At 54.5% G+C, this 24,587-nt stretch carries 22 protein-coding genes and 1 other annotated feature; of the genes, 18 read left to right on the plus strand and 4 right to left on the minus strand.

Features of this window, described 5'->3' with window-relative positions; all coding sequences use genetic code 11:
* Window positions 1-2: 2 nt before the first annotated feature.
* From gyrB to OGX84_RS05995, 8 genes are all read left to right on the plus strand, one after another.
* Complete coding sequence (gene gyrB / locus OGX84_RS05960) at window positions 3-2,417, plus strand: DNA topoisomerase (ATP-hydrolyzing) subunit B (protein WP_012000804.1); 2,415 nt, start codon at window positions 3-5, stop codon at window positions 2,415-2,417.
* 201 nt (window positions 2,418-2,618) lie between these two features.
* Entirely contained in the window at window positions 2,619-3,431 is an 813-nt protein-coding gene (yidA, locus tag OGX84_RS05965) for a sugar-phosphatase (RefSeq protein WP_012000803.1), read from the plus strand.
* A gap of 265 nt (window positions 3,432-3,696) precedes the next feature.
* On the plus strand, window positions 3,697-4,386 hold the full coding sequence (gene dgoR / locus OGX84_RS05970) for a D-galactonate utilization transcriptional regulator DgoR (protein ID WP_049008770.1): 690 nt from the start codon (window positions 3,697-3,699) through the stop codon (window positions 4,384-4,386).
* Window positions 4,383-5,258, plus strand: a complete 876-nt coding sequence (locus tag OGX84_RS05975; protein ID WP_049008769.1) for a 2-dehydro-3-deoxygalactonokinase — start codon at window positions 4,383-4,385, stop codon at window positions 5,256-5,258. The genes dgoR and OGX84_RS05975 overlap by 4 nt, the downstream gene beginning before the upstream one ends.
* Entirely contained in the window at window positions 5,242-5,859 is a 618-nt protein-coding gene (locus OGX84_RS05980; protein ID WP_112001376.1) for a 2-dehydro-3-deoxy-6-phosphogalactonate aldolase, read from the plus strand. Before OGX84_RS05975 ends, OGX84_RS05980 begins: the two co-directional genes overlap by 17 nt.
* A complete protein-coding gene (dgoD, locus tag OGX84_RS05985; protein ID WP_049008765.1) occupies window positions 5,856-7,004 on the plus strand; it encodes a galactonate dehydratase in 1,149 nt (382 codons plus the stop codon). Before OGX84_RS05980 ends, dgoD begins: the two co-directional genes overlap by 4 nt.
* A 78-nt stretch (window positions 7,005-7,082) precedes the next feature.
* The gene (locus tag OGX84_RS05990; protein ID WP_075203724.1) at window positions 7,083-8,420 is read left to right on the plus strand and encodes an MFS transporter; all 1,338 of its coding nucleotides are present in this window, start codon (window positions 7,083-7,085) and stop codon (window positions 8,418-8,420) included.
* Window positions 8,421-8,471: 51 nt separating this feature from the next.
* Window positions 8,472-9,698: a YidR family protein gene (locus tag OGX84_RS05995; protein ID WP_024130078.1), complete on the plus strand. Its 1,227-nt coding sequence runs from the start codon at window positions 8,472-8,474 to the stop codon at window positions 9,696-9,698.
* A gap of 1 nt (window position 9,699) precedes the next feature.
* Here OGX84_RS05995 and OGX84_RS06000 read toward each other — a convergent pair whose 3' ends face one another.
* Entirely contained in the window at window positions 9,700-10,032 is a 333-nt protein-coding gene (locus tag OGX84_RS06000; protein WP_012000796.1) for a YceK/YidQ family lipoprotein, read from the minus strand.
* 240 nt (window positions 10,033-10,272) lie between these two features.
* Window positions 10,273-10,345, plus strand: a sequence feature (ROSE (Repression Of Heat Shock gene Expression) occurs in the 5'-region of heat shock genes and acts as an RNA thermometer to modulate expression.).
* On the opposite strand from OGX84_RS06000, the gene ibpA reads away from it, so the two are divergent.
* From ibpA to OGX84_RS06015, 3 genes are all read left to right on the plus strand, one after another.
* Complete coding sequence (gene ibpA, locus OGX84_RS06005; RefSeq protein ID WP_006687722.1) at window positions 10,339-10,752, plus strand: small heat shock chaperone IbpA; 414 nt, start codon at window positions 10,339-10,341, stop codon at window positions 10,750-10,752. (Overlaps the previous feature by 7 nt.)
* A 112-nt stretch (window positions 10,753-10,864) precedes the next feature.
* Window positions 10,865-11,293 carry a small heat shock chaperone IbpB gene (gene ibpB / locus OGX84_RS06010; protein WP_047460126.1) on the plus strand — a complete coding sequence of 143 codons (429 nt, stop codon included), beginning with the start codon at window positions 10,865-10,867 and terminating at the stop codon, window positions 11,291-11,293.
* Window positions 11,294-11,527: 234 nt separating this feature from the next.
* Complete coding sequence (locus OGX84_RS06015) at window positions 11,528-13,189, plus strand: putative transporter (RefSeq protein ID WP_101744157.1); 1,662 nt, start codon at window positions 11,528-11,530, stop codon at window positions 13,187-13,189.
* Here the strand turns inward: OGX84_RS06015 and OGX84_RS06020 are convergent.
* Window positions 13,186-13,908, minus strand: a complete 723-nt coding sequence (locus OGX84_RS06020) for a GntR family transcriptional regulator (protein ID WP_071259106.1) — start codon at window positions 13,906-13,908, stop codon at window positions 13,186-13,188. The two genes, OGX84_RS06015 and OGX84_RS06020, sit on opposite strands and share 4 nt — an antisense overlap.
* Before the next feature lie 222 nt (window positions 13,909-14,130).
* On the opposite strand from OGX84_RS06020, the gene OGX84_RS06025 reads away from it, so the two are divergent.
* Both OGX84_RS06025 and OGX84_RS06030 read left to right on the plus strand, forming a co-directional pair.
* Entirely contained in the window at window positions 14,131-15,750 is a 1,620-nt protein-coding gene (locus tag OGX84_RS06025) for an alpha-glucoside-specific PTS transporter subunit IIBC (RefSeq protein ID WP_112001378.1), read from the plus strand.
* Entirely contained in the window at window positions 15,747-17,069 is a 1,323-nt protein-coding gene (locus OGX84_RS06030) for a 6-phospho-alpha-glucosidase (RefSeq protein ID WP_047460135.1), read from the plus strand. The genes OGX84_RS06025 and OGX84_RS06030 overlap by 4 nt, the downstream gene beginning before the upstream one ends.
* Here the strand turns inward: OGX84_RS06030 and OGX84_RS06035 are convergent.
* Entirely contained in the window at window positions 17,066-17,959 is an 894-nt protein-coding gene (locus OGX84_RS06035) for a helix-turn-helix transcriptional regulator (protein WP_112001379.1), read from the minus strand. The genes OGX84_RS06030 and OGX84_RS06035 overlap by 4 nt on opposite strands.
* 167 nt (window positions 17,960-18,126) lie before the next feature.
* Between OGX84_RS06035 and OGX84_RS06040 the strand changes: the two genes are divergently transcribed.
* The 5 genes from OGX84_RS06040 to OGX84_RS06060 all read left to right on the plus strand — a co-directional run bounded on the left by OGX84_RS06040 (window position 18,127) and on the right by OGX84_RS06060 (window position 23,233).
* Entirely contained in the window at window positions 18,127-19,842 is a 1,716-nt protein-coding gene (locus OGX84_RS06040) for a solute:sodium symporter family transporter (protein ID WP_112001688.1), read from the plus strand.
* Window positions 19,839-21,332 (plus strand): sulfatase-like hydrolase/transferase, encoded by a 1,494-nt coding sequence (locus OGX84_RS06045; RefSeq protein ID WP_058668309.1) that lies wholly within the window; start codon window positions 19,839-19,841, stop codon window positions 21,330-21,332. Before OGX84_RS06040 ends, OGX84_RS06045 begins: the two co-directional genes overlap by 4 nt.
* A 92-nt stretch (window positions 21,333-21,424) precedes the next feature.
* On the plus strand, window positions 21,425-21,772 hold the full coding sequence (locus OGX84_RS06050) for a YidH family protein (RefSeq protein ID WP_049010188.1): 348 nt from the start codon (window positions 21,425-21,427) through the stop codon (window positions 21,770-21,772).
* The gene (locus OGX84_RS06055; RefSeq protein ID WP_012000783.1) at window positions 21,762-22,124 is read left to right on the plus strand and encodes a DUF202 domain-containing protein; all 363 of its coding nucleotides are present in this window, start codon (window positions 21,762-21,764) and stop codon (window positions 22,122-22,124) included. The genes OGX84_RS06050 and OGX84_RS06055 overlap by 11 nt, the downstream gene beginning before the upstream one ends.
* Window positions 22,121-23,233 carry an anaerobic sulfatase maturase gene (locus tag OGX84_RS06060; RefSeq protein ID WP_181574525.1) on the plus strand — a complete coding sequence of 371 codons (1,113 nt, stop codon included), beginning with the start codon at window positions 22,121-22,123 and terminating at the stop codon, window positions 23,231-23,233. Before OGX84_RS06055 ends, OGX84_RS06060 begins: the two co-directional genes overlap by 4 nt.
* 12 nt (window positions 23,234-23,245) lie before the next feature.
* Here OGX84_RS06060 and dsdA read toward each other — a convergent pair whose 3' ends face one another.
* On the minus strand, window positions 23,246-24,574 hold the full coding sequence (gene dsdA, locus OGX84_RS06065) for a D-serine ammonia-lyase (protein WP_112001382.1): 1,329 nt from the start codon (window positions 24,572-24,574) through the stop codon (window positions 23,246-23,248).
* Window positions 24,575-24,587: the final 13 nt, after the last annotated feature.

Below are 24,587 nucleotides of genomic sequence, written 5' to 3' on the forward strand. Positions count from 1 at the left end.
TGATGTCGAATTCTTATGACTCCTCCAGTATCAAAGTCCTGAAAGGGCTGGATGCGGTGCGTAAGCGCCCGGGTATGTATATCGGCGACACGGATGACGGCACCGGTCTGCACCACATGGTATTCGAGGTGGTAGATAACGCTATCGACGAAGCGCTCGCGGGTCACTGTAAAGACATTATCGTCACCATTCATGCCGATAACTCCGTATCCGTGCAGGATGACGGGCGTGGCATCCCGACCGGTATTCACCCGGAAGAGGGCGTTTCTGCTGCGGAAGTGATCATGACCGTGCTGCACGCGGGCGGTAAATTTGATGATAACTCCTATAAAGTGTCCGGCGGTCTGCACGGCGTGGGTGTTTCCGTGGTTAACGCCCTGTCCCAGAAACTGGAACTGGTTATCCAGCGCGATAACAAAATCCACCGTCAGATCTATGAGCATGGCGTACCGCAGGCGCCGCTGGCGGTGACCGGCGAAACTGATAAAACCGGTACGATGGTGCGTTTCTGGCCGAGCCTGGAAACCTTCACCAACGTCACCGAATTTGAATACGAAATTCTGGCTAAGCGTCTGCGTGAGCTGTCCTTCCTGAACTCCGGCGTCTCTATTCGTCTGAAAGACAAGCGCGACGGCAAAGAAGACCATTTCCACTACGAAGGCGGCATCAAAGCGTTTGTTGAGTACCTCAACAAGAACAAAACGCCGATCCACCCGAATATCTTCTACTTCTCCACCGAAAAAGACGGTATCGGCGTGGAAGTGGCATTGCAGTGGAACGACGGTTTCCAGGAAAACATCTACTGCTTTACCAACAACATTCCGCAGCGTGACGGCGGTACGCACCTTGCAGGCTTCCGTGCGGCGATGACCCGTACCCTGAACGCCTATATGGATAAAGAAGGCTACAGCAAGAAAGCCAAAGTCAGCGCCACCGGCGACGATGCGCGTGAAGGCCTGATTGCCGTGGTTTCCGTGAAGGTGCCGGACCCTAAATTCTCCTCCCAGACCAAAGATAAACTGGTCTCTTCCGAGGTGAAATCGGCGGTGGAACAGCAGATGAACGAGCTGCTGAGCGAATACCTGCTGGAAAACCCGTCCGACGCCAAAATCGTGGTCGGCAAAATTATCGATGCGGCGCGTGCGCGTGAAGCTGCGCGTCGTGCGCGTGAAATGACGCGTCGTAAAGGCGCGCTGGATCTGGCGGGTCTGCCGGGTAAACTGGCGGATTGTCAGGAACGCGACCCGGCGCTGTCTGAACTGTACCTTGTGGAAGGGGACTCCGCGGGCGGCTCTGCTAAACAGGGTCGTAACCGCAAGAACCAGGCGATTCTGCCGCTGAAGGGTAAAATCCTCAACGTGGAGAAAGCGCGCTTCGACAAGATGCTCTCTTCCCAGGAAGTGGCGACGCTGATCACCGCGCTGGGCTGCGGCATCGGTCGTGACGAGTACAACCCGGATAAACTGCGCTATCACAGCATCATCATCATGACCGATGCGGACGTCGACGGCTCGCACATCCGTACGCTGCTGTTGACCTTCTTCTATCGTCAGATGCCGGAAATCGTCGAGCGCGGTCACGTCTACATTGCGCAGCCGCCGCTGTACAAAGTGAAGAAAGGCAAGCAGGAACAGTACATTAAAGACGATGAGGCGATGGATCAGTACCAGATCTCCATCGCTCTGGATGGCGCAACGCTGCACACCAATGCCAGCGCACCGGCACTGGCGGGCGAAGCGTTAGAAAAACTGGTTTCTGATTACAACGCGACGCAGAAAATGATTGGCCGTATGGAGCGTCGCTTCCCGAAAGCGCTGCTGAAAGAGCTGGTTTATCAGCCGACGCTGACGGAAGCCGATCTTAGCAACGAACAGGCTGTCACCCGTTGGGTGAACGCGCTGATTACCGAGCTGAACGAGAAAGAGCAGCACGGCAGCCAGTGGAAGTTTGACGTTCGCGAGAACGCCGAACAGCAGCAGTTCGAACCGATTGTTCGCGTGCGTACTCACGGCGTGGATACCGACTATCCGCTGGATCACGAGTTTGTTACCGGCGGCGAATACCGTCGCATCTGCACGCTCGGCGAGAAGCTGCGCGGTCTGATCGAAGACGATGCGTTCATTGAACGCGGCGAGCGCCGTCAGCCGGTTGCGAGCTTCGAGCAGGCGCTGGAGTGGCTGGTGAAAGAGTCCCGTCGTGGCCTGGCGATTCAGCGCTATAAAGGTCTGGGCGAGATGAACCCGGATCAGCTGTGGGAAACCACGATGGACCCGGAAAGCCGTCGTATGCTGCGCGTCACCGTGAAAGATGCGATTGCCGCCGACCAGCTGTTCACTACGCTGATGGGCGATGCTGTTGAACCGCGTCGCGCCTTTATCGAAGAGAACGCCCTGAAAGCGGCAAACATCGATATCTAATCAGCTTGTAGGCCTGATAAGCGAAGCGCCATCAGGCAGTTCATCAGCCTAATCTGCCGGATGGTGGCTTAGGCCTTATCCGGCCTACAACCGATCTGCAAAAGGGGAATCCCGGTTCCCCTTTCTATCCCCCTTTTCGTTGCTGTTTTTTGAGCGGAATCGCGTTAGCATGAGGACGGACTCATTTAATCCGGGGAACTCATGGCTATCAAACTCATTGCTATCGATATGGATGGCACCCTTTTGCTGCCCGATCACACCATTTCACCTGCGGTAAAAACGGCGATTGCCGCCGCGCGCGCCCGTGGCGTTAACGTGGTGCTGACCACTGGCCGTCCGTATGCGGGTGTCCATAGCTATCTGAAAGAGCTTCACATGGAACAACCCGGCGACTACTGCATCACCTACAATGGCGCGCTGGTGCAGAAAGCGGGCGATGGCAGTACCGTTGCGCAAACGGCGCTGAGCTATGACGATTACCGCTTTCTGGAGAAGTTGTCCCGCGAAGTCGGCTCACATTTCCACGCGCTGGATCGCAACACGCTGTACACCGCAAACCGTGATATCAGCTACTACACCGTACATGAATCCTATGTCGCCACCATTCCGCTGGTGTTCTGTGAAGCGGAGAAAATGGACCCGGCAACGCAGTTCCTGAAAGTGATGATGATTGATGAACCTGTCATCCTTGATCAGGCCATTGCGCGTATTCCGGCGGAAGTAAAAGAGAAATATACCGTGCTAAAAAGTGCGCCGTACTTCCTCGAAATCCTGGATAAACGCGTCAATAAAGGCACTGGCGTGAAGTCGCTGGCCGATGCGCTGGGGATCAAGCCGGAAGAAATCATGGCGATTGGCGATCAGGAAAACGACATCGCGATGATCGAATATGCAGGCATGGGTGTGGCGATGGACAACGCGATTCCGTCGGTGAAAGAGGTGGCCAATTTTGTCACCAAATCCAACCTGGAAGACGGAGTGGCATACGCAATTGAGAAATTTGTGCTGAATTAAGTGGCTGGCCTGGATTAATCCGGCAAAACAGACGTTCCGTAACCCGCCTCTGCTGCGGGTTTTTTTACGCCCTCATTTTCCCTTCATAACATTCCCATTACCGATTGTCGTTTTTGTGATCTAAATTGTAGTACAACTCATTTGTGTTGTACTACATTATCAACACAGCAACGATGAATGACATCACGTTAGTACTACAAAGTTGAGGCGAATTTCAGCGGTAACGGTAAAGTAGAGCGGTACATACAGAGCACAAGGACTCTCCATGACCCTCAATAAAACCGATCGCATCGTCATCACGCTGGGAAAACAGATTGTCAGCGGCAAGTACGTACCGGGTTCGGCACTGCCTGCGGAAGCGGATCTGTGTGAGGAGTTTGAAACCTCGCGCAACATCATTCGCGAAGTGTTCCGTTCGCTGATGGCGAAGCGGCTCATTGAAATGAAGCGTTATCGCGGAGCGTTTGTCGCACCACGAAACCAGTGGAACTACCTCGATACCGACGTGCTGCAATGGGTGCTGGAAAACGATTATGACCCGCGGCTGATCAGCGCGATGAGTGAAGTCCGTAACCTGGTGGAACCGGCTATTGCACGCTGGGCGGCGGAACGCGCGACGTCGAGCGATCTGGCCGAAATTGAGTCGGCGCTCAATGACATGATCGCCAACAACCAGAACCGGGATGCCTTCAACGAAGCGGATATTCGCTATCACGAGGCGGTATTGCAGTCGGTACATAACCCGGTTTTACAACAGCTTAGTGTGGCGATCAGTTCGCTACAGCGAGCGGTGTTTGAACGAACCTGGATGGGTGATGAGGCCAACATGCCAAAAACGCTCCAGGAACATAAGGCGCTATTCGATGCGATACGGCATCAGGATGGCGATGCGGCAGAGCAGGCGGCCTTAACGATGATCGCCAGCTCGACACGAAGGCTCAAGGAAATCACATGACAGCTCGCTACATCGCAATTGACTGGGGATCGACCAATTTGCGCGCCTGGCTTTACCAGGGCGACAAATGCCTGGAGAGCAGGCAATCAGAAGCAGGCGTAACGCGTCTGAAGGGTAAATCTCCTGAAGCGGTGTTAGCAGAAGTGACGCAAAACTGGCGCGACAGCGCCACTCCCGTGGTTATGGCGGGAATGGTCGGCAGCAATGTGGGCTGGAAAATCGCCCCCTACCTGCCGGTTCCTGCCCATTTCTCTGCCATAGGCGAGCAGTTAACCTCCGTTGGCGACAAGATCTGGATTATTCCCGGACTCTGTGTCTCACGCGACGATAACCACAATGTGATGCGCGGCGAAGAGACACAGTTGCTTGGCGCCCGCACGCTTTCTCCTTCTTCTGTCTATGTGATGCCCGGTACGCACTGTAAATGGGTACGGGCTGATAACGCGCAAATTCACGATTTTCGCACCGTGATGACGGGTGAATTACACCATCTGTTGCTGCGTTATTCACTGGTGGGCGCAGGGTTGCCTGAACAGGAAACCTCGCCTGTCGCCTTTACTGCCGGGCTGGAGCGTGGTCTCGCTACCCCCGCCATCCTGCCGCAACTTTTTGAGGTTCGCGCCTCGCACGTCCTGGGAACACTCCCGCGCGCGCAGGTGAGCGAATTTTTATCCGGTCTGTTGATTGGCGCTGAAGTCGCCACCCTTAGCGAAAGCTTTGACGCCCGGCAGATCACCATTGTTGCCGGAGACGCGCTGGCGGAACGCTACCAGCAGGCGTTCAGCGCCATTGGCCGTCATGCAACCGTCGTTTCCGGTGAGAAGGCATTTCAGGCAGGAATAAGGAGCATCGCTCATGCAGTGGCAAACTGATCTTCCGCTTATTGCGATATTACGTGGCGTGACGCCCGATGAAGCGCTGGCGCATGTTGGCGCGGTCATCGAGGCTGGCTTTGATGCGGTGGAAATCCCGCTTAACTCCCCGCAGTGGGAAAAAAGTATCCCGGCGATAGTGGATGTGTATGGCGATAAGGCGTTGATCGGCGCGGGCACCGTACTTCAGCCCGATCAGGTAGACCTGTTAGCGCAAATGGGCTGCAAGCTGATCGTCACGCCAAATATTCAGCCCGAGGTGATTCGTCGCGCGGTGAGTTATGGCATGACCGTATGCCCTGGATGCGCGACCGCCAGCGAGGCCTTTACCGCGCTGGATGCGGGTGCGCAGGCGCTGAAAATATTCCCCTCATCGGCATTTGGCCCGGACTACATCAAAGCGCTGAAAGCGGTGCTTCCGGCTGATGTCCCGGTGTTTGCCGTGGGGGGCGTGACGCCGGAAAACCTGGCGCAATGGATTAGCGCGGGTTGCGCAGGCGCCGGGCTGGGCAGCGATCTCTATTGCGCCGGGCAGTCCGTTGAGCGTACCGCGCAGCAGGCGACGGCATTTGTTAAAGCGTATCGAGAGGCAGTGAAATGAAAATAACCAAAATCACCACGTACCGTTTACCCCCGCGCTGGATGTTCCTGAAAATCGAAACGGATGAAGGCGTGGTTGGCTGGGGCGAACCGGTTATAGAAGGGCGCGCGCGTACCGTCGAAGCGGCGGTTCATGAGTTTGGCGACTATCTGATCGGTCAGGACCCGGCGCGTATCAACGATCTGTGGCAGGTGATGTACCGCGCCGGTTTTTATCGCGGCGGCCCAATAATGATGAGCGCCATCGCCGGTATCGACCAGGCGCTGTGGGATATCAAAGGCAAAGTGCTGAACGCGCCGGTATGGCAACTGATGGGCGGTCTGGTTCGCGACAAAATTAAAGCCTACAGCTGGGTGGGCGGCGACCGTCCGGCGGAAGTGATCGACGGCATCAGGAAACTGCGCGCTATTGGCTTCGACACCTTCAAACTGAACGGTTGTGAAGAGATGGGCGTGATTGATAATTCACGCGCGGTGGATGCGGCAGTCAATACCGTAGCGCAAATCCGTGAGGCTTTTGGTAACGAAATTGAATTTGGTCTCGACTTCCACGGTCGTGTCAGCGCCCCGATGGCGAAGGTTTTAATTAAAGAGCTGGAACAATATCGTCCGCTGTTTATTGAGGAGCCGGTGCTGGCGGAGCAGGCGGAATATTATCCGAAGCTGGCGGCGCAGACGCATATTCCGATTGCCGCAGGCGAGCGCATGTTCTCACGCTTTGAGTTTAAACGCGTGCTGGAAGCGGGCGGGCTGGCGATTCTGCAACCGGATCTGTCGCACGCTGGCGGTATCACCGAATGCTACAAAATCGCCGGGATGGCGGAAGCCTACGACGTGGCGCTGGCGCCGCACTGTCCGCTGGGGCCGATTGCGCTGGCAGCCTGTCTGCATATCGACTTCGTATCGCGCAATGCGGTATTCCAGGAGCAGAGCATGGGCATTCACTACAACAAAGGCGCGGAGCTGCTCGACTTCGTGAAAAACAAGGATGATTTCAGTATGGAAGGCGGCTTCTTTAAACCGTTAACTAAACCGGGCCTTGGCGTGGACATTGACGAAGCTAAAGTCATTGAACTGAGTAAAAACGCGCCGGACTGGCGCAACCCGTTGTGGCGTCATGAAGATGGCAGCGTAGCGGAATGGTAATCGCCATCCCGTAGACCCGGTAAGCCACCGGGCAAAAACCTTACATACAAAAATATAACCCTCTGTAAATTACAGGGCATGGTGAGCGGTCTCGCTATGCCCAAAATCTGGAGACAGATTGCGATGGATATTTCAGTTACAGCTGCAAAACCAGGGCGTCGTCGTTATCTGACGCTGATTATGATCTTTATTACCGTGGTTATTTGTTATGTTGACCGCGCGAACCTCGCCGTGGCGTCGGCGCATATTCAGGAAGAATTCGGTATCACCAAAGCGGAAATGGGCTACGTCTTTTCGGCTTTTGCGTGGCTTTATACGCTATGCCAGATTCCAGGCGGCTGGTTCCTTGACCGTGTGGGATCGCGACTGACCTACTTTATCGCTATTTTGGGCTGGTCTGTTGCAACGCTATTTCAGGGGTTCGCCACCGGATTAATGTCGCTGATTGGTCTTCGCGCCATCACCGGGATTTTTGAGGCGCCCGCATTTCCGACCAATAACCGGATGGTTACCAGCTGGTTCCCGGAACATGAGCGCGCCTCCGCCGTCGGTTTCTACACCTCCGGGCAGTTTGTCGGCCTGGCGTTTCTGACGCCGCTGCTGATTTGGATTCAGGAGATGCTGAGCTGGCACTGGGTGTTCATCGTTACCGGGGGAATCGGGATTATCTGGTCGCTAATCTGGTTCAAGGTTTATCAGCCGCCGCGCCTGACCAAAAGCATCAGCCAGGCTGAGCTGGACTATATTCGCGATGGCGGCGGTCTGGTGGACGGCGATGCGCCAGTCAAAAAAGAGGCGCGTCAGCCACTGACCAAAGCTGACTGGAAACTGGTGTTTCACCGCAAACTTGTCGGGGTCTACCTGGGGCAATTTGCGGTTACTTCTACGCTGTGGTTCTTCCTGACCTGGTTCCCGAACTATTTAACCCAGGAGAAAGGGATCACCGCCCTGAAGGCGGGTTTTATGACGACCGTACCGTTCCTTGCCGCTTTCTTTGGGGTGCTGCTCTCCGGCTGGCTGGCGGATAAGCTGGTGAAAAAAGGGTTCTCGTTGGGTGTTGCGCGTAAAACGCCTATTATCTGCGGGCTGCTGATTTCTACCTGCATCATGGGGGCGAACTACACTAACGATCCCGTATGGATTATGACTCTGATGGCGCTGGCGTTCTTCGGCAATGGTTTTGCGTCTATCACCTGGTCACTGGTCTCTTCACTCGCACCGATGCGTCTGATTGGCCTGACCGGCGGCGTGTTTAACTTTGTTGGCGGACTGGGCGGCATCACCGTGCCGCTGGTGATTGGCTACCTTGCGCAGGATTATGGCTTTGGCCCGGCGCTGGTCTATATCTCCGCTGTTGCCCTGATTGGCGCGCTCTCTTATATCCTGCTGGTCGGCGACGTTAAACGGGTAGGCTAATTTCTTCCAATGCTATACCCTGATGCGAAAACCGCGCATCAGGGTATCTCCATGAAACAAATCACTTTCGCTTCGCGTCATCATCAGCTTACGAATACCAACACCTGGACGGCGGACAGCCAGTGGCTGGTTTTTGATGTGCGTCCGTCAGGCGCCTCGTTTACCGGTGAGACGATTGAGCGCGTCAACGTACGGACTGGCGAGATTGAGGTCATTTATCGCGCTACGCAGGGCGCGCACGTTGGCGTGGTGACCGTTCATCCACAAGACGATCGCTATGTGTTCATTCATGGCCCGGAGAACCCGGACGAGACGTGGCATTATGATTTCCACCATCGTCGCGGCGTGATAGCGGCGCAAAACCGCGTGACGAATCTGGATGCAATGGACATCACCGTGCCGTATACGCCCGGCGCGCTGCGCGGCGGCAGCCATGTGCATGTATTCAGTCCGAACGGCGAGCGTGTCAGCTTCACCTATAACGACCATGTACTGCGTGAGCGCGATCCGGCGCTGGACTTGCGTAACGTCGGCGTTGCGGTGCCGTATGGCCCGGTTACGGTGGCGGTTCAGCATCCTCGGGAGTACAGCGGCAGCCACTGGTGCGTGTTAGTGAGCCAGACCACGCCGGCGCCACGGCCAGGCAGCGATGACATTAACCGCGCCTACGAAGAGGGTTGGGTAGGCGATCATGCGCTGGCGTTTATTGGCGATACCTTGTCGGCGAAGGGTGAAAAAGTGCCGGAGCTGTTTCTGGTGGCGTTGCCGCAGGATGAAAAAGGCTGGAAACAGGCAGGCGATATGCCGCTGACCGGAACAGAATCAACGCTGCCTGCGCCGCCTGCGGGCGTTGTTCAGCGCCGTCTGACCTTTACGCACGATCGCGTTTTCCCTGGGCTGGTAAACGTTCCGCGACATTGGGTGCGGAGTAACCCGCAAGCCACGGACATTGCGTTTTTGATGCGCGATGATCGCGGTATTGTTCAGCTCTGGCTGATCCCGGCGCAGGGGGGAGAGCCGCGCCAGCTTACGCATAACGCGACCGATATTCAGTCAGCGTTCAACTGGCACCCGTCAGGCCGGTGGTTGGGGTTTGTGCTGGAAAACCGCATTGCCTGCTGCGACGCGCAGAGCGGAGCAATCGCCTTTTTAACGGCGAGTCATGACAGCCCGCCTTCCGCGGACGCCGTTGTTTTTTCGCCGGATGGGGCGTTAATCGCGTGGATGGAAGAGGTTGACGGTTTCCGCCAGCTTTGGGTGACGGAAACCGAACGATAAATCAGTGAGCGGGCATTCTTGCCGGGGGGATAACGGCGTTGGTCATCTTCGTTTTCTCCTCGCTCTTTTCCACTCGCGACTTCACTGAGCTGTCTGTGCGGAAGAAGTCCCACGGCAAGAGTATCGTATCCATGACGGCGGTAAAGGGCATATCCAGGATTGCCAGCGATTTGGTGCCCCAGTTTGTATCACTGCTGCCGATCATTTCGGCGCTGGCGCGTGTGCCGGGGTAGGTCCCCTCTTTGCCGCCGGTATGTGACATTACGCTGGAGCAGCCACCCAGTAAAACCAATCCACTGCACATCATCAGCGTTAACAACACATTTTTTATCATGATTTATTCATCTGTTGATTATCGATGTTTGCATGATGAGTTATAGCGATCCGTCGCGAAAAATAACATCACCATCACGTCGCACTGTGGCGCTTATCGCACTTTAACAATGTGTGCTGTTCACCCAGTCTATGCGATAGACAACAAACTGCAAAAAAAGTCCCCTGCAAGCGCTTGAAAAGTTCATTTCCAGACCCATTTTTAGGGTGTAGGCAAATAAAGAGCACGCCTGATGGGTGTTCTGGCTACCTGACCTGTCCATGATGGAAGGTCAACTATTCTCGCTGATTTCAGGAGCTATTCATTATGCGTAACTTTGACTTATCCCCGCTGTACCGTTCTGCCATTGGTTTTGATCGTCTGTTTAACCTCTTAGAAAACAACCAGAGCCAGAGTAATGGCGGTTATCCTCCGTATAACGTCGAACTGGTGGATGAAAACCATTACCGCATTGCGATTGCCGTTGCAGGCTTTGCGGAAAGCGAACTGGAAATTACCGCTCAGGATAATCTGCTGGTGGTAAAAGGCGCTCACGCGGATGAGCAAAAAGAACGTACCTATCTCTACCAGGGCATCGCAGAGCGTAACTTTGAACGCAAATTCCAGTTAGCAGAGAACATTCATGTTCGCGGCGCTAACCTGGTGAACGGTCTGCTGTATATCGACCTGGAGCGCGTGATTCCAGAAGCGAACAAACCGCGCCGTATCGAAATTAACTGATTCAGTCAGGTCGCCGTCGGCGGCCTGTTATCCCCGTGCTCGCCGTCAGGGAGCATATGCGAATCTGAGGATTCGCTGGGTATTACTCGCTTCTTAGAAGGAGATTATTATCATGCGTAATTACGATTTATCCCCACTGCTGCGTCAATGGATCGGTTTTGACAAACTGGCCAACGCCCTGCAAAACACCGGCGAAAGCCAGAGCTTCCCGCCCTATAACATTGAAAAAAGCGATGACAACCACTACCGCATTACCCTCGCGTTAGCCGGTTTCCGTCAGGAAGATCTGGATATTCAGCTGGAAGGCACGCGCCTGACCGTAAAAGGCACGCCAGCGCAGCCGGAAAAAGAAACCAAATGGTTGCATCAGGGGTTGGTGACACAGCCATTCAGTCTGAGTTTTACTCTGGCAGAAAATATGGAGGTCAGCGGCGCGACCTTCACCAATGGGTTATTGCACATTGATTTAACCCGCAACGAGCCGGAAACCATCGCTCCGCAGCGTATCGCCATTAGCGAACGTCCCGCATTAAATAGCTAATCCAGGACTACCTGTAGGCCGGATAAGGCGTAGCCGCCATCCGGCAAATCGCCCGGTGCGCTATGCTTACCGGGCCTACAAAGCGACGCCGAACCTGTAGGTCCGGCATCATGCTTTTCAACAAACCGCCCCGCCAGCAATGACGGGGCATTTTTGTGCTTTACCACCCATACATACCGCTTGTACTCTGCGAGAATCCATTTAATTAATAATGTTATTCACAGGGAAAAGAAGATGAGTGATATAGCATTGACGGTCAGCGTTCTGGCGTTGGTGGCGGTTGTCGGGTTGTGGATCGGCAATATCAAGGTGCGGGGTGTCGGTTTTGGCATTGGCGGCGTACTGTTCGGCGGGATTATCGTCGGCCACTTTGTCGATCAGGCCGGGATGACGCTGAGCAGTGACATGCTGCACTTTATCCAGGAATTCGGCCTGATACTCTTCGTTTACACCATTGGTATCCAGGTGGGGCCGGGGTTCTTTGCCTCTCTGCGCGTCTCAGGGTTGCGCCTTAATCTCTTTGCCATCCTGATTGTCATTATCGGTGGGCTGGTTACCGCCATTCTGCATAAAATCTTCGCTATCCCGCTACCGGTGGTGCTGGGGATTTTCTCCGGCGCGGTCACCAATACGCCAGCGCTGGGGGCAGGGCAGCAAATTCTGCGCGATCTGGGAACGCCAATGGAAGCGGTGGACCAGATGGGGATGAGCTATGCGATGGCCTATCCTTTCGGGATTTGCGGTATTTTGCTCACCATGTGGCTGATGCGGATGATTTTTCGCGTCAACGTGGAGGCGGAAGCGAAGCAGCATGAAGACACGCTTAGCAATGGACACTCGTTAATCCAGACCATGAATATCCGTGTTGAGAACCCGAATCTCAACAATATGGCGATCCAGGATGTGCCTATCCTGAACAGCGATAAAATCATCTGTTCGCGTCTGAAACGCGACGAGACGCTGATGGTGCCTTCACCGGGAACGATCATCCAGTCGGGCGACCTGCTGCATCTGGTGGGACAGCCCGCCGATCTGCATAACGCGCAGCTGGTCATTGGTCAGGAGGTGGACACCTCGCTCTCAACGCGAGGGACGGATTTGCGCGTTGAACGCGTCGTGGTCACTAACGAAAAAGTGCTCGGAAAACGCATTCGCGACCTCCATTTTAAAGAGCGCTATGACGTGGTGATCTCCCGTCTGAACCGTGCGGGCGTAGAGCTGGTGGCCAGTAGCGACGCCAGCCTGCAATTCGGTGACATCCTCAATCTGGTTGGCCGTCCCTCTTCAATTGATGCGGTGGCCAATGTTGTGGGTAACGCCCAGCAAAAACTGCAACAGGTGCAGATGTTACCGGTGTTTATCGGTATTGGTCTGGGCGTGTTGTTGGGGTCGATTCCGTTGTTTGTCCCTGGATTCCCGGTAGCGTTAAAGCTGGGACTGGCGGGCGGGCCGCTGATCATGGCGCTGATTCTGGGACGTATCGGCAGCATCGGCAAGCTGTACTGGTTTATGCCGCCAAGCGCCAACCTGGCGCTGCGTGAGCTGGGGATCGTGCTGTTTCTCGCGGTGGTCGGGCTGAAATCTGGCGGTGACTTTATTGATACGTTGACTCAGGGTGATGGTCTGAGCTGGATTGGTTACGGCATCTTTATTACTGCCATTCCGCTGATTACCGTCGGTCTTCTGGCGCGTATCTTTGCCAAAATGAACTACCTGACGCTATGCGGGATGCTGGCGGGGTCAATGACCGATCCGCCTGCACTGGCGTTCGCTAACAACCTGCATGCCACCAGCGGTGCGGCGGCGCTCTCCTACGCCACTGTTTATCCACTGGTAATGTTCCTGCGGATTATCACCCCGCAACTGCTGGCGGTGCTTTTCTGGGGGTTAGGCTAGGTCAGGTTTGCATCCGGGTGGACGCGCCGTAAATGGTAGTCCACCTGGTATTCGCTGGCATTTCTGAACATGACCGAATAATTCAAAAACTCCCCGCTGTCGCTGTAAGAAAGCGATGTGATCCGCAGTAGCGGCGTTTGCTCGGGGACGTTCATTTGCGCGGAGAGCTGTTTATCGGCCAGTACAGGCGTCAGGCTTTCATAGTTGCCACTGATGGTGATGCCGCACTCTTTCTCAATATAATCAAATTTCGACCCTTCCAGGTGGATCAGCGAGAGGTTACGGAACAGCCTGACGGGCATATAGCTGTCTTCCAGCATCAGCGGTTTGCCATCCACATAGCGCACGCGGCGGGAAAAGTAGATACGTTCGTTGATCTGAATCCGCAACTGGCTGGCAATGGCGGGGGGCGCAGGCATCACTTCAAATACCAGCACCTGGCTGGTGACCTCTTTTCCCTGACGCCGCAGCACTTCCGCCAATCCGGTCAGGTTGGTGGTTTCATGATGAAGGTCTTTACGCGCCACGTATGTGCCGCTCCCGTGCCGCCGCACCACCAGTCCCCATCCCACCAGCATATCGACGGCTTTGCGGATGGTCATTCGTGACACAGCAAACTCTTCCGCCAGCTTTTTTTCACCAGGCAACGGGCTACCGATGTTGTAATCAGATGAGTTGAGCCGGATTCTTAGTCGTTCCGCTATTGATTTATAGATCACTACCAGACCTCTTTTTCCCTTTAATTTCCGCGCTACGAACCTTTTGATGTCTAACTTTTATGTAAAAAGTAGACATCATTGACTGAATTAAAACCATGAATGCGATCACGAATCGAAGCGGCGCGTCATGTTCTCAGAATCGCAACTACCTATTCTCGTATCAGGCCAGCAATCACTACAAAAAAGGCCTCTCCCTACTGGTTGTTATATGAGGATGTAAAAATGCTCAGTCAAATACAACGCTTTGGCGGCGCTATGTTTACCCCGGTACTGCTGTTCCCGTTCGCCGGTATCGTCGTGGGTATCGCCATCATGCTGCGCAACCCGCTTTTTGTTGGCGAAGCGCTGACCGATCCCAACAGTTTATTCGCGCAACTCGTTCATATTATTGAAGAGGGCGGCTGGACGGTTTTCCGTAATATGCCGCTGATTTTTGCCGTCGGCTTGCCGATTGGCCTGGCTAAACAGGCGCAAGGCCGAGCTTGTCTGGCGGTGCTGGTCAGCTTCCTGACATGGAACTATTTCATTAATGCCATGGGCATGACCTGGGGGCATTTCTTCGGCGTGGACTTCAGCGTAGACCCGACGGCAGGCAGCGGTCTGACGATGATGGCCGGAATAAAAACGCTCGATACCAGCATTATCGGCGCCATTATGATTTCGGGCATCGTCACCGCGCTGCACAACCGCTATTTCGATAAGCCGTTGCCCGTGTTCCTCGGTATTTTTCAGGGCACGTCGTTTGTGGTGATTATCGCGTTCCTGGTGATGATCCCCTGCGCCTGGCTGACGCTGCTCGGCTGGCCAAAAGTGCAGATGGGCATTGAATCCCTACAGGCTTTCCTGCGTTCAGCGGGCGCGCTGGGCGTGTGGGTCTACACCTTCCTCGAACGTATTCTGATCCCGACAGGGCTGCATCACTTCGTCTATGGCCCCTTCATTTTTGGCCCGGCGGCGGTAGAAGGTGGCATTCAGGTTTACTGGGCGCAACACATGCAGGCGTTCAGCCAGAGCACGGAATCGCTGAAGACGTTATTCCCGGAAGGCGGTTTTGCCCTGCACGGTAACTCAAAAATCTTTGGCTCCGTCGGGATTGCGCTGGCGCTCTATTACACCGCATCGCCAGAAAACCGGGTGAAGGTCGCCGGTTTGCTGATCCCCGCCACGTTAACCGCTGTACTGGTGGGCATCACGGAACCGCTGGAATTCACTTTCCTGTTTATCTCTCCGCTGCTGTTTGTCGTACACGCGGTGCTGGCGGCCTCAATGGCGACGGTGATGTATATCTGCGGCGTGGTAGGAAATATGGGCGGCGGACTGCTGGATCAGTTCTTACCGCAAAACTGGATCCCGATGTTCCACAACCATGCCGGAATGATGTTTACCCAGATAGGCATCGGGCTGGCATTCACCGCCCTCTATTTTGTGGTTTTCCGCACCCTGATCCTGCGCTTCAATCTGAAAACGCCGGGTCGTGAAGAGAGTGAAGTCAGACTCTACAGCAAAGCGGATTACAAGGCCGCGCGTGGACAGACAACGGCGCCCGCGCCGGACGCAAAACTTGGGCAGGCAGCCGGGTTCCTCCAGGCGCTGGGCGGCGCGGGCAATATCGAAAGCATTAATAACTGCGCCACGCGCTTACGTATCGCGCTCCACGATATGGCGCAGACCCAGAGTGATGACGTCTTTAAAGCACTGGGTGCGCACGGCGTGGTTCGCCGTGGCAATGGCATCCAGGTGATTGTAGGCCTGCATGTGCCCCAGGTGCGTGACCAGCTTGAAACGCTAATGAAATCCCCCTTATCGACCGAACAAATCCCCATGACGGAGGCAGTATCATGAAAAAATTCTCAGTGGTTATCGCAGGCGGCGGCAGCACATTTACGCCGGGCATCGTATTGATGTTGCTGGCAAACCAGGACCGTTTTCCGCTTCGCGCGCTGAAATTCTATGACAACGACGGCGCTCGCCAGGAAGTGATTGCCGAAGCGTGCAAAATCATCCTTAAAGAGCAGGCGCCGGAGATTGAGTTTAGTTACACCACCGATCCCGAAGCAGCGTTTACCGATGTTGATTTCGTGATGGCGCATATCCGCGTGGGCAAATACCCGATGCGGGAAAAAGACGAAAAAATCCCGCTGCGCCACGGCGTGTTAGGCCAGGAAACCTGTGGTCCGGGCGGGATTGCGTATGGGATGCGTTCTATTGGCGGCGTGCTGGAGCTGGTGGATTACATGGAGAAATACTCCCCGAACGCGTGGATGCTGAACTACTCCAACCCGGCGGCGATAGTGGCCGAGGCGACGCGACGTCTGCGCCCGAACGCCAAAATCCTCAATATCTGTGATATGCCGATCGGCATTGAAGGGCGGATGGCGCAGATTGTCGGCCTGCAAGATCGTAAGCAAATGCGCGTGCGTTATTACGGGCTGAACCACTTTGGCTGGTGGACGTCGATTGAGGACTTGCAGGGTAACGACCTGATGCCGAAACTGCGGGAATATGTCGCGAAACACGGTTATGTTCCGCCATCTAACGATCCGCATACTGAAGCGAGCTGGAATGACACGTTCGCCAAAGCGAAGGATGTGCAGGCGCTGGACCCGGACACCATGCCGAATACCTATCTGAAATACTATCTGTTCCCAGACTATGTGGTGCAGCACTCGAACCCGGCGCGCACGCGTGCTAATGAGGTGATGGATCACCGTGAAAAACAGGTATTTGGCTCCTGCCGCGCGATTATTGAAGCGGGCCACTCCTCCGCTGGCGAGCTGGAAATTGATGAACACGCGTCTTATATCGTCGATCTGGCAACGGCAATCGCCTTTAATACGCAGGAACGGATGCTGCTGATTGTGCCAAACAACGGGGCGATTCATAACTTTGATGATGAAGCGATGGTGGAGATCCCTTGCCTGGTGGGGCATAACGGGCCGGAGCCTCTGACGGTTGGCGATATTCCGCAGTTCCAGAAAGGGCTGATGAGCCAGCAGGTGGCCGTCGAGAAACTGGTGGTCGATGCCTGGGAGCATCGCTCCTATCAGCGTCTGTGGCAGGCGATTACGCTCTCCAAAACCGTGCCGAGCGCGTCTGTCGCCAAAGCGATTCTTGATGATCTGATTGAAGCCAACAAAGAATACTGGCCTGAACTGCACTAATCTTGTTGACCGGCATCCAGCGGGTGCCGGTCAGGATGTTTCAACACCGCCGACGGCGCGTAGCCAAATTTATGCTTAAATGCTTTGCTGAAATGAAATGAGTCAAAGAAGTTGAGCATATCCGCTACCTGACCCACCGTATTCCCTTCCTGTTTTAACAGCGATAATGCCAGTTCCAGCCGGGCGTCCAGATAATATTCTTTCGGTGTTTTCCCGGTATAGCGTAAAAACAGACGACGCAGCCAGGCTTCGCTACAGGGGATCGTGGCTGCCATATCCGCCACGCTCCAGCGGCGTTGCAGGCTGGCATGTAACGCTGCAATTAACTTTTCAACCTGTATGCGTTGTGGGTCTTTTTTCCCGTTTGAGTCAATAAGACAAATCCACTGATAAATAATTTTCGTGAGAAACGCGACGGCGAGATTATTTTTAATCGGTTCCGGGCGGGTAATTAATTGTGAAACTTCGGCCAGTTCCTGATTATAAACATCACCATTATAAATAATGCTTTGTTGTCGGATAGGAATATCCATAATACTGGTTGGGGTAAACTCCATCCAGTATTGCTCCCACAATAAACCTTCGCAATGGTAAGACTGTATATCGGTGGGTTTTAAAAAGATAATGCAGTTGCCGTTTAATGTAATTTGCTCACCGTCTTTCAGCAGGATTTTCCCGCACCCCTGTACGGTATAGACCGCGACCCACGAATTGGCGATTAGCGGCTTTTTCTTATCTCGCGGCCATATAACACGGTAATTTTCGTCAGCGTAGGTATGCCACAGCGAGATCAATGAAATTCCGCTGGAGATCACATTTTCATTAATCAACAGGGGAATATTGTACGTAGTTTCGTTTTTTACATGCGAACTTAGCAAGTTTCCATTCATTTTATTTTCTCGCCGGAGAATGATGCCCACAACCTGAACATAACAGAAAGTGAATGCTTCAGGGAGGCGATGTTTGTAATTAAGAAATCTGACTGCCTGACCCGGCACGCTTTACCTCGTGTTGACCCTACCGCTGCCGGGACATAATGAAAAACAAGGGCTATGAGATGAATACGCTACAAATTTTGAGCTTTGTTGGTTTTACGCTACTGGTGGCGGTTATCACCTGGTGGAAGTTACGAAAAGCGGATACCGGTTCGCAGCAGGGATATTTTCTGGCGGGACGTTCATTAAAAGCGCCGGTTATTGCCGCCTCGCTGATGTTAACTAACCTCTCAACGGAACAACTGGTGGGATTAACCGGCCAGGCTTACCGTAGCGGTATGTCGGTAATGGCATGGGAAGTCATCTCCGCAATTCCGCTTATTTTTCTGGCGCTGATCTTTCTGCCACGCTATCTGCAACGCGGCATTGCAACGATCCCGGATTTTATTGAAGAGCGCTATGACAAAACCACCCGCATCATTATTGATTGCTGTTTTTTGATTGCGACGGGAATCTGTTTTTTACCCATCATTCTGTATTCCGGCGCGCTTGCCTTTAACAGCATGTTTCATGTCACTGAAACCTTTGGTATTTCACAACATACGGCGATCTGGCTGATGGCTGTCGTGCTGGGGATTAGCGGCATCCTGTATGCTGTCGTCGGCGGGATGCGGGCGATTGCCATTGCCGATGTGATTAACGGTATCGGCCTGGTGATTGGCGGCCTGATGGTGCCGCTGTTTGGTCTGATGGCGATGGGGAAAGGCAGTCTGAGCGAAGGTATTACGCGCTTAACCCAGGATCACAGCCAGATGCTGAACTCGATTGGCGGCAGCAACGACCCGGTGCCGATTGGCGCGGCGTTGACCGGGCTTATCCTGGTCAATACGTTCTACTGGTGCACCAACCAGGGGATCGTTCAGCGTACGCTGGCATCAAAGAGTTTATCGGAAGGGCAAAAAGGGGCGCTGCTTACGGCGGTGTTGAAGATGCTGGACCCGCTGATTCTGGTGCTGCCGGGCGTTATCGCTTTTCATCTCTTTCAGGATCTACCGAAAGCAGACATGGCCTACCCGGCGCTGGTGAACAAAGTGATGCCGCTGCCGCTGATTGGCTTTTTTAGCGCGGTGCTGTTTGGCGCGATTATCAGCGCATTCTGCGGTTTTTTGAACAGTGCTTCGACCCTGTTTAGCCTCGGTATCTATCGCCGACTGATTAATGAACAGGCCAGCCCCGATAAACTGGTCACTGTTGGTCGTCGCTTTGGCTTTATTGTGGCCGTGATCTCCGTGCTGGTGGCGCCGTGGATCGCCTATGCGCCGCAAGGGCTCTACAGTTGGATGAAACAACTCAACGGGATTTATAACGTGCCGTTGGTGACCATTGTTATTATGGGCTTCTTCTTCCCGCGTATTCCGGCGCTGGCCGCGAAGGTCGCAATGGGACTCGGTATTGTCAGTTACATCACCATCAACTACCTGGTGAAATTTGATTTTCATTTCCTCTATGTGCTGGCCTGCACCTTCTGTATCAACGTCGTGGTGATGCTGCTCATTGGCGTGATTAAGCCGCGTGCAACGCCGTTTAAATTTCATGATGCGTTTGCGGTTGACATGAAACCGTGGAAAAACGTGAAGATCGCCGCCGTTGGCGTCCTGTTCGCGATGGTTGGCGTCTATTCTGGTCTGGCGCAGTTCGGTGGCTATCAGACCCGGTGGCTGACCATTCTCAGCTACGCCATCACCGCTGCGGTGGTTGTTTACCTGATTTACAGCTCATGGCAGACGCGCCATTCCGCGCCTGTGGTTTATGTTTCTGACGCTAAGGATAAAGCATGACCCGTCCGAATTTTCTGTTCATTATGACCGATACACAGGCGACCAATATGGTGGGTTGCTATAGCGGTAAGCCGCTGAACACGCAGCATATTGACAGTCTGGCCGCTGAAGGGATTCGCTTTAACTCCGCGTATACCTGCTCGCCGGTGTGTACGCCAGCCCGCGCGGGGCTTTTTACCGGTATTTATGCCAATCAGTCCGGCCCGTGGACGAACAACGTCGCGCCGGGGAAGAACATCTCCACGATGGGGCGTTATTTTAAGGATGCAGGCTACCACACCTGCTATATCGGCAAATGGCACCTCGACGGGCACGATTACTTTGGCACCGGCGAGTGCCCGCCTGAGTGGGATGCCGACTACTGGTATGACGGCGCGAACTACCTTTCTGAACTGACGGAGAATGAAATCAGCCTGTGGCGTAACGGACTGAACAGTATTGAGGATTTGCAGACCAATAATATTGATGAGACCTTTACCTGGGCGTATCGCATCAGCAACCGGGCGGTTGATTTTCTCCATCAGCCAGCGAGAGATGACGAACCGTTCCTGATGGTGGTCTCTTATGATGAGCCGCATCATCCGTTTACCTGTCCGGTTGAGTATCTGGAGAAGTATCAGGATTTTTATTATGACCTGGGCGCGAAGGCGCAGGATTCGCTGAGCAATAAACCTGAGCACCATCGGCTATGGGCGCAGGCGATGCCGTCCCCGGTGGGCGATGATGGCTGTTATCATCATCCGCTCTACTTTGCCTGCAATGACTTTGTTGACGATCAGATTGGGCGGGTGATCAATGCGTTAACCCCGGAACAACGTGAGAATACCTGGGTGATTTATACCTCCGATCACGGTGAAATGATGGGGGCGCACAAACTCATCAGCAAAGGGGCGGCAATGTATGATGACATTACCCGCATCCCGCTGATTATGCGCCCGCCGCAGGGAGCGCCGCAGCAGATCGATACGCCAGTCAGCCATATTGACCTGCTGCCTACGATGATGGCGCTGGCGGGGATTGATAAGCCCGATATTCTTCCGGGTGAAAACATCCTGGCCGTTGAAGCGCCGCGCGGGGTGATGGTGGAGTTCAACCGCTATGAGATCGAGCATGACAGCTTTGGCGGCTTTATTCCGGTGCGCTGCTGGGTGACGGATAACTGGAAGCTGGTGCTGAACCTGTTTACCAGCGATGAGCTGTACGACAGGCGTAATGACCCGGATGAACTGCATAATCTGATTGCTGCGCCGGAATTTGCCGGTGTTCGCAGTCAGATGCACGACGCGCTGCTGGATTACATGGATAAAATCCGCGACCCGTTCCGTACGTACCAGTGGAGCCTGCGTCCGTGGCGTAAAGATGCCCGGCCGCGCTGGATGGGGGCATTCCGCCCACGCCCGCAAGACGGTTATTCTCCGGTGGTACGTGATTACGATACCGGTTTGCCCACGCAAGGCGTGAAAGTAGAAGAGAAAAAGCAGAAGTTTTGATGCGTTATGCCCGGTGGCGCTACAAAAGCACAACACCGTAGGCCGGATAAGGCGTTTACGCCGCCATCCGGCAATAATTTAAAGGAGCCGTCATGAAGATTTCCCGCCTCGGAGAAGCGCCGGATTACCGCTTCTCGCTGGCAAATGAGCGTACCTTTCTGGCGTGGATTCGCACCGCGCTGGGGTTTCTGGCGGCGGGCGTCGGGCTTGACCAACTCGCGCCGGACTTCGCCACGCCGGTAATTCGCGAACTGCTGGCGCTGCTGCTGTGTCTCTTTGCGGGCGGCCTGGCGATTTATGGCTATCTGCGCTGGCTACGCAACGAAAAAGCGATGCGTCTGAAAGAAGACCTGCCGTACACCCATAGTCTGCTGATAATCAGCCTGATGCTGATGATTGTTGCGGTGATTGTCATGGCGCTGGTGCTGTATGCCGGATAGCCGCAAAGCCCGCCGTCAGGTTGATCCCGGTCTACAGCCGGAGCGCACGTCGCTGGCCTGGTTTCGTACCCTGTTAGGCTATGGCGCATTGATGGCGCTGGCGCTGAAACATAACTGGCATCAGGCGGGGTTTCTGTTCTGGGTTTCTATTGGCGTGCTGGCGATTGTCGCGCTCATCCTCTGGCGCTATACCCGCAGCCGTAACCTGATGGATGTGGCGCACAGTGATTTTTCCGAATCTCGCGCCGTGCGTGACAAATTTTTGATCTCTCTCGCGGTGTTGTCCCTCGCAATACTGTTTGCTGTAACGCATATTCGTCAACTTATCGTCTTTATTAGGGATGTTGCATGACAGGATGTCAGGTCATGGCTAAACCGGCCAGCTCACGTTGTAACCTTGATTGCCATTACTGTTTTTATATCGATAAACCCTCTCAACCCGTTATGGATAACGCGACCTTAGAGGCTTTTATTTGCCAGCATATTGCCGCGCAGCCGGTTGATGATGTGCTGTTTGCCTGGCAGGGCGGAGAGCCGACGCTGTGTGGACTCGATTTTTTTCACCGCGTGGTCGCGTTGCAAAAACGCTATGGAGAGGGGAAACGCATCCAGAATACCTTCCAGACCAACGGCATTTTACTCAGTGACGAGTGGTGCCGATTCTTACGCGATAACGGCTGGCTGGTCGGTATCTCACTGGATGGCCCCGCCGATTTACATGATGCTTACCGCGTTAGCCGTAGTGGAAAACCAACGCATCATAAGGTGGTGGAAGCGATAGCAAGGCTGGTTGCCCATCGCGTGGACTTCAACCTGTTGGTGGTGGTGAATCGGCTGAACAGCCAGCAGCCTGCGCGTATGTATCGCTATCTTCGCCAGCTTGGCACGCCTTTTCTTCAGTTCATTCCGTTGGTTGAACGTGACGATAGCGGCAAACTGACCGCTGATTCCGTGACGTCGGAAGACTGGGGGCGTTTTCTCAACGGTGTGTTTGATCTCTGGGTTCGGGAAGATATTGGGCGCGTTTTTGTGCAACTGTTTGATTCGATGCTGGGCGTGTGGAGCGGGCATCCGGCACAAATGTGCGCGCTTAGCGAAACCTGCGGTCACGCGTTCGCCCTGGAAGCAAACGGCGATCTCTATCAGTGCGATCACTATGTCTACCCGGCGTTCCGGCTGGGTAATATCCATCAAACGCCACTACATATGCTGAATGCCAGCCCGCAGGCGAGTGAATTTGGACAGCAGAAAAAATCAACGCTGGGGGCGGATTGCCTGGACTGTGCCTTATTGCGATTCTGCAACGGTGATTGTCCAAAGCATCGGGATTTAAGCGGGAAAAGCGTGCTGTGCGGCGGGTATAAAGCGTTTATTAACCACACGTCGCCGCATATGCGCGTCATGCGGGATCTGATTAAACAGCATCGCTCACCGATGGAGCTGATGGCGATGCTGCGTTAAGGTTAGTGACGTTTAGCGCCCTTTCGCCAGGTACTGCGCCATCTCTCCTTCCGGCACCATACCGCCGCCGGTCGCCCACACCAGATGCGTGGCGTGATTAAGCTGCTCAGCGCTGAAGGCGTGCATCTGCTGGTAATCCGTCGAACGGCAAACACGCTGCGGCCCGGCCATTCCCGCCAGTGCGGACGGCTCCAGGCGAATGCCTTCTTCCTGCGCCAGCCAACCCAGCATGTCGTACATCGTCCGATCGTCGAGGGTGTACAGCCCGTCCAACAGACGTTCCATTGCCCGCCCTACAAACCCGGATGCGCGCCCCACCGCCAGGCCGTCTGCTGCCGTCAGGTTATCGACGCCAATCTCCTGGACGGAAATGGCATCATGCAGGCCGGTATACACGCCCAGTAACATGCACGGAGAGTGGGTTGGTTCGGCGAAGAAGCAGTGGACGTTGTCGCCAAATGCCAGTTTCAGACCAAAAGCCACGCCGCCAGGGCCGCCGCCAACGCCGCACGGCAGGTAGACAAACAGCGGATGGTCGGCATCCACCACGCGCCCCTGCTGCGCAAACTGAGCCTTCAGGCGTTGCCCGGCCACCGCATAGCCCAAAAACAGCGTGCGGGAGTTTTCATCGTCAATGAAGAAACAGTTTGGATCGGACTGTGCCGCTTTGCGCCCTTGCTCAACCGCTACGCCGTAATCCTCTTCGTATTCCACTACCGTTACGCCGTGGCTGCGCAGTTTGGCTTTCTTCCAGGCGCGGGCGTCGGCGGACATATGCACCGTCACCTTAAAGCCGATACAGGCGCTCATAATGCCAATCGACAGCCCCAGATTACCGGTTGAACCCACGGCAATGCTGTACTGGCTGAAGAACTGCCTGAACTCCGGTGAAAGCATTACGCTGTAGTCATCTTCGGTCGTCAGCAGACCCGCCTCCAGCGCCAGTTTTTCCGCGTGGGCCAGCACTTCATAAATCCCGCCACGGGCTTTTATCGAGCCGGAAATCGGTAAGTGACTGTCTTTTTTCAGCAGAAGTTCGCCGCTGATTTTCTGTCCGTACTCTTTTTCCAGCCGCTGCTGCATTGCGGGGATGATCGCCAGTTCAGACTCAATAATCCCGCCGGTTGCGGCGGTTTCCGGGAAGGCTTTTGCCAGATACGGCGCGAAACGGGCCAGGCGGGCATGCGCATCCTGTACATCCTGCGCTGTCAGACCAACATAGGGTAAACCTTCCGCAAGAGAGGTGGTGCCTGGGTTAAACCAGGTCGTTTCTTTGAGGGCGATCAGATCCTCTACCAGAGGATACTGAGCGATGAGTGAAGTCATTTTAGCGTTTTCCATAATACGTCTCTTT

The organism is Citrobacter sp. CK202 (assembly GCF_030333225.1).
Classification (GTDB): Bacteria; Pseudomonadota; Gammaproteobacteria; order Enterobacterales; family Enterobacteriaceae; genus Citrobacter_B; species Citrobacter_B koseri.

Excerpts from the sequence above, each read along its gene's own strand:
- dgoR (WP_049008770.1), top strand. The coding sequence starts at position 3,697 with ATGACCCTCAATAAAACCGATCGCATCGTCATCACGCTGGGAAAACAG.
- ibpA (WP_006687722.1), top strand. The coding sequence starts at position 10,339 with ATGCGTAACTTTGACTTATCCCCGCTGTACCGTTCTGCCATTGGTTTT.
- OGX84_RS06050 (WP_049010188.1), top strand. The coding sequence starts at position 21,425 with ATGAAGATTTCCCGCCTCGGAGAAGCGCCGGATTACCGCTTCTCGCTG.
- dsdA (WP_112001382.1), bottom strand. The coding sequence starts at position 24,574 with ATGGAAAACGCTAAAATGACTTCACTCATCGCTCAGTATCCTCTGGTA.
- OGX84_RS06045 (WP_058668309.1), top strand. The coding sequence starts at position 19,839 with ATGACCCGTCCGAATTTTCTGTTCATTATGACCGATACACAGGCGACC.
- OGX84_RS06000 (WP_012000796.1), bottom strand. The coding sequence starts at position 10,032 with ATGATAAAAAATGTGTTGTTAACGCTGATGATGTGCAGTGGATTGGTT.
- OGX84_RS06060 (WP_181574525.1), top strand. The coding sequence starts at position 22,121 with ATGACAGGATGTCAGGTCATGGCTAAACCGGCCAGCTCACGTTGTAAC.
- OGX84_RS05975 (WP_049008769.1), top strand. The coding sequence starts at position 4,383 with ATGACAGCTCGCTACATCGCAATTGACTGGGGATCGACCAATTTGCGC.
- OGX84_RS06035 (WP_112001379.1), bottom strand. The coding sequence starts at position 17,959 with ATGAATGGAAACTTGCTAAGTTCGCATGTAAAAAACGAAACTACGTAC.
- gyrB (WP_012000804.1), top strand. The coding sequence starts at position 3 with ATGTCGAATTCTTATGACTCCTCCAGTATCAAAGTCCTGAAAGGGCTG.
- OGX84_RS05995 (WP_024130078.1), top strand. The coding sequence starts at position 8,472 with ATGAAACAAATCACTTTCGCTTCGCGTCATCATCAGCTTACGAATACC.
- OGX84_RS06030 (WP_047460135.1), top strand. The coding sequence starts at position 15,747 with ATGAAAAAATTCTCAGTGGTTATCGCAGGCGGCGGCAGCACATTTACG.
- OGX84_RS06040 (WP_112001688.1), top strand. The coding sequence starts at position 18,127 with ATGAATACGCTACAAATTTTGAGCTTTGTTGGTTTTACGCTACTGGTG.
- OGX84_RS05990 (WP_075203724.1), top strand. The coding sequence starts at position 7,083 with ATGGTGAGCGGTCTCGCTATGCCCAAAATCTGGAGACAGATTGCGATG.
- OGX84_RS06015 (WP_101744157.1), top strand. The coding sequence starts at position 11,528 with ATGAGTGATATAGCATTGACGGTCAGCGTTCTGGCGTTGGTGGCGGTT.
- OGX84_RS05980 (WP_112001376.1), top strand. The coding sequence starts at position 5,242 with ATGCAGTGGCAAACTGATCTTCCGCTTATTGCGATATTACGTGGCGTG.
- dgoD (WP_049008765.1), top strand. The coding sequence starts at position 5,856 with ATGAAAATAACCAAAATCACCACGTACCGTTTACCCCCGCGCTGGATG.
- ibpB (WP_047460126.1), top strand. The coding sequence starts at position 10,865 with ATGCGTAATTACGATTTATCCCCACTGCTGCGTCAATGGATCGGTTTT.
- OGX84_RS06055 (WP_012000783.1), top strand. The coding sequence starts at position 21,762 with ATGCCGGATAGCCGCAAAGCCCGCCGTCAGGTTGATCCCGGTCTACAG.
- OGX84_RS06025 (WP_112001378.1), top strand. The coding sequence starts at position 14,131 with ATGCTCAGTCAAATACAACGCTTTGGCGGCGCTATGTTTACCCCGGTA.
- yidA (WP_012000803.1), top strand. The coding sequence starts at position 2,619 with ATGGCTATCAAACTCATTGCTATCGATATGGATGGCACCCTTTTGCTG.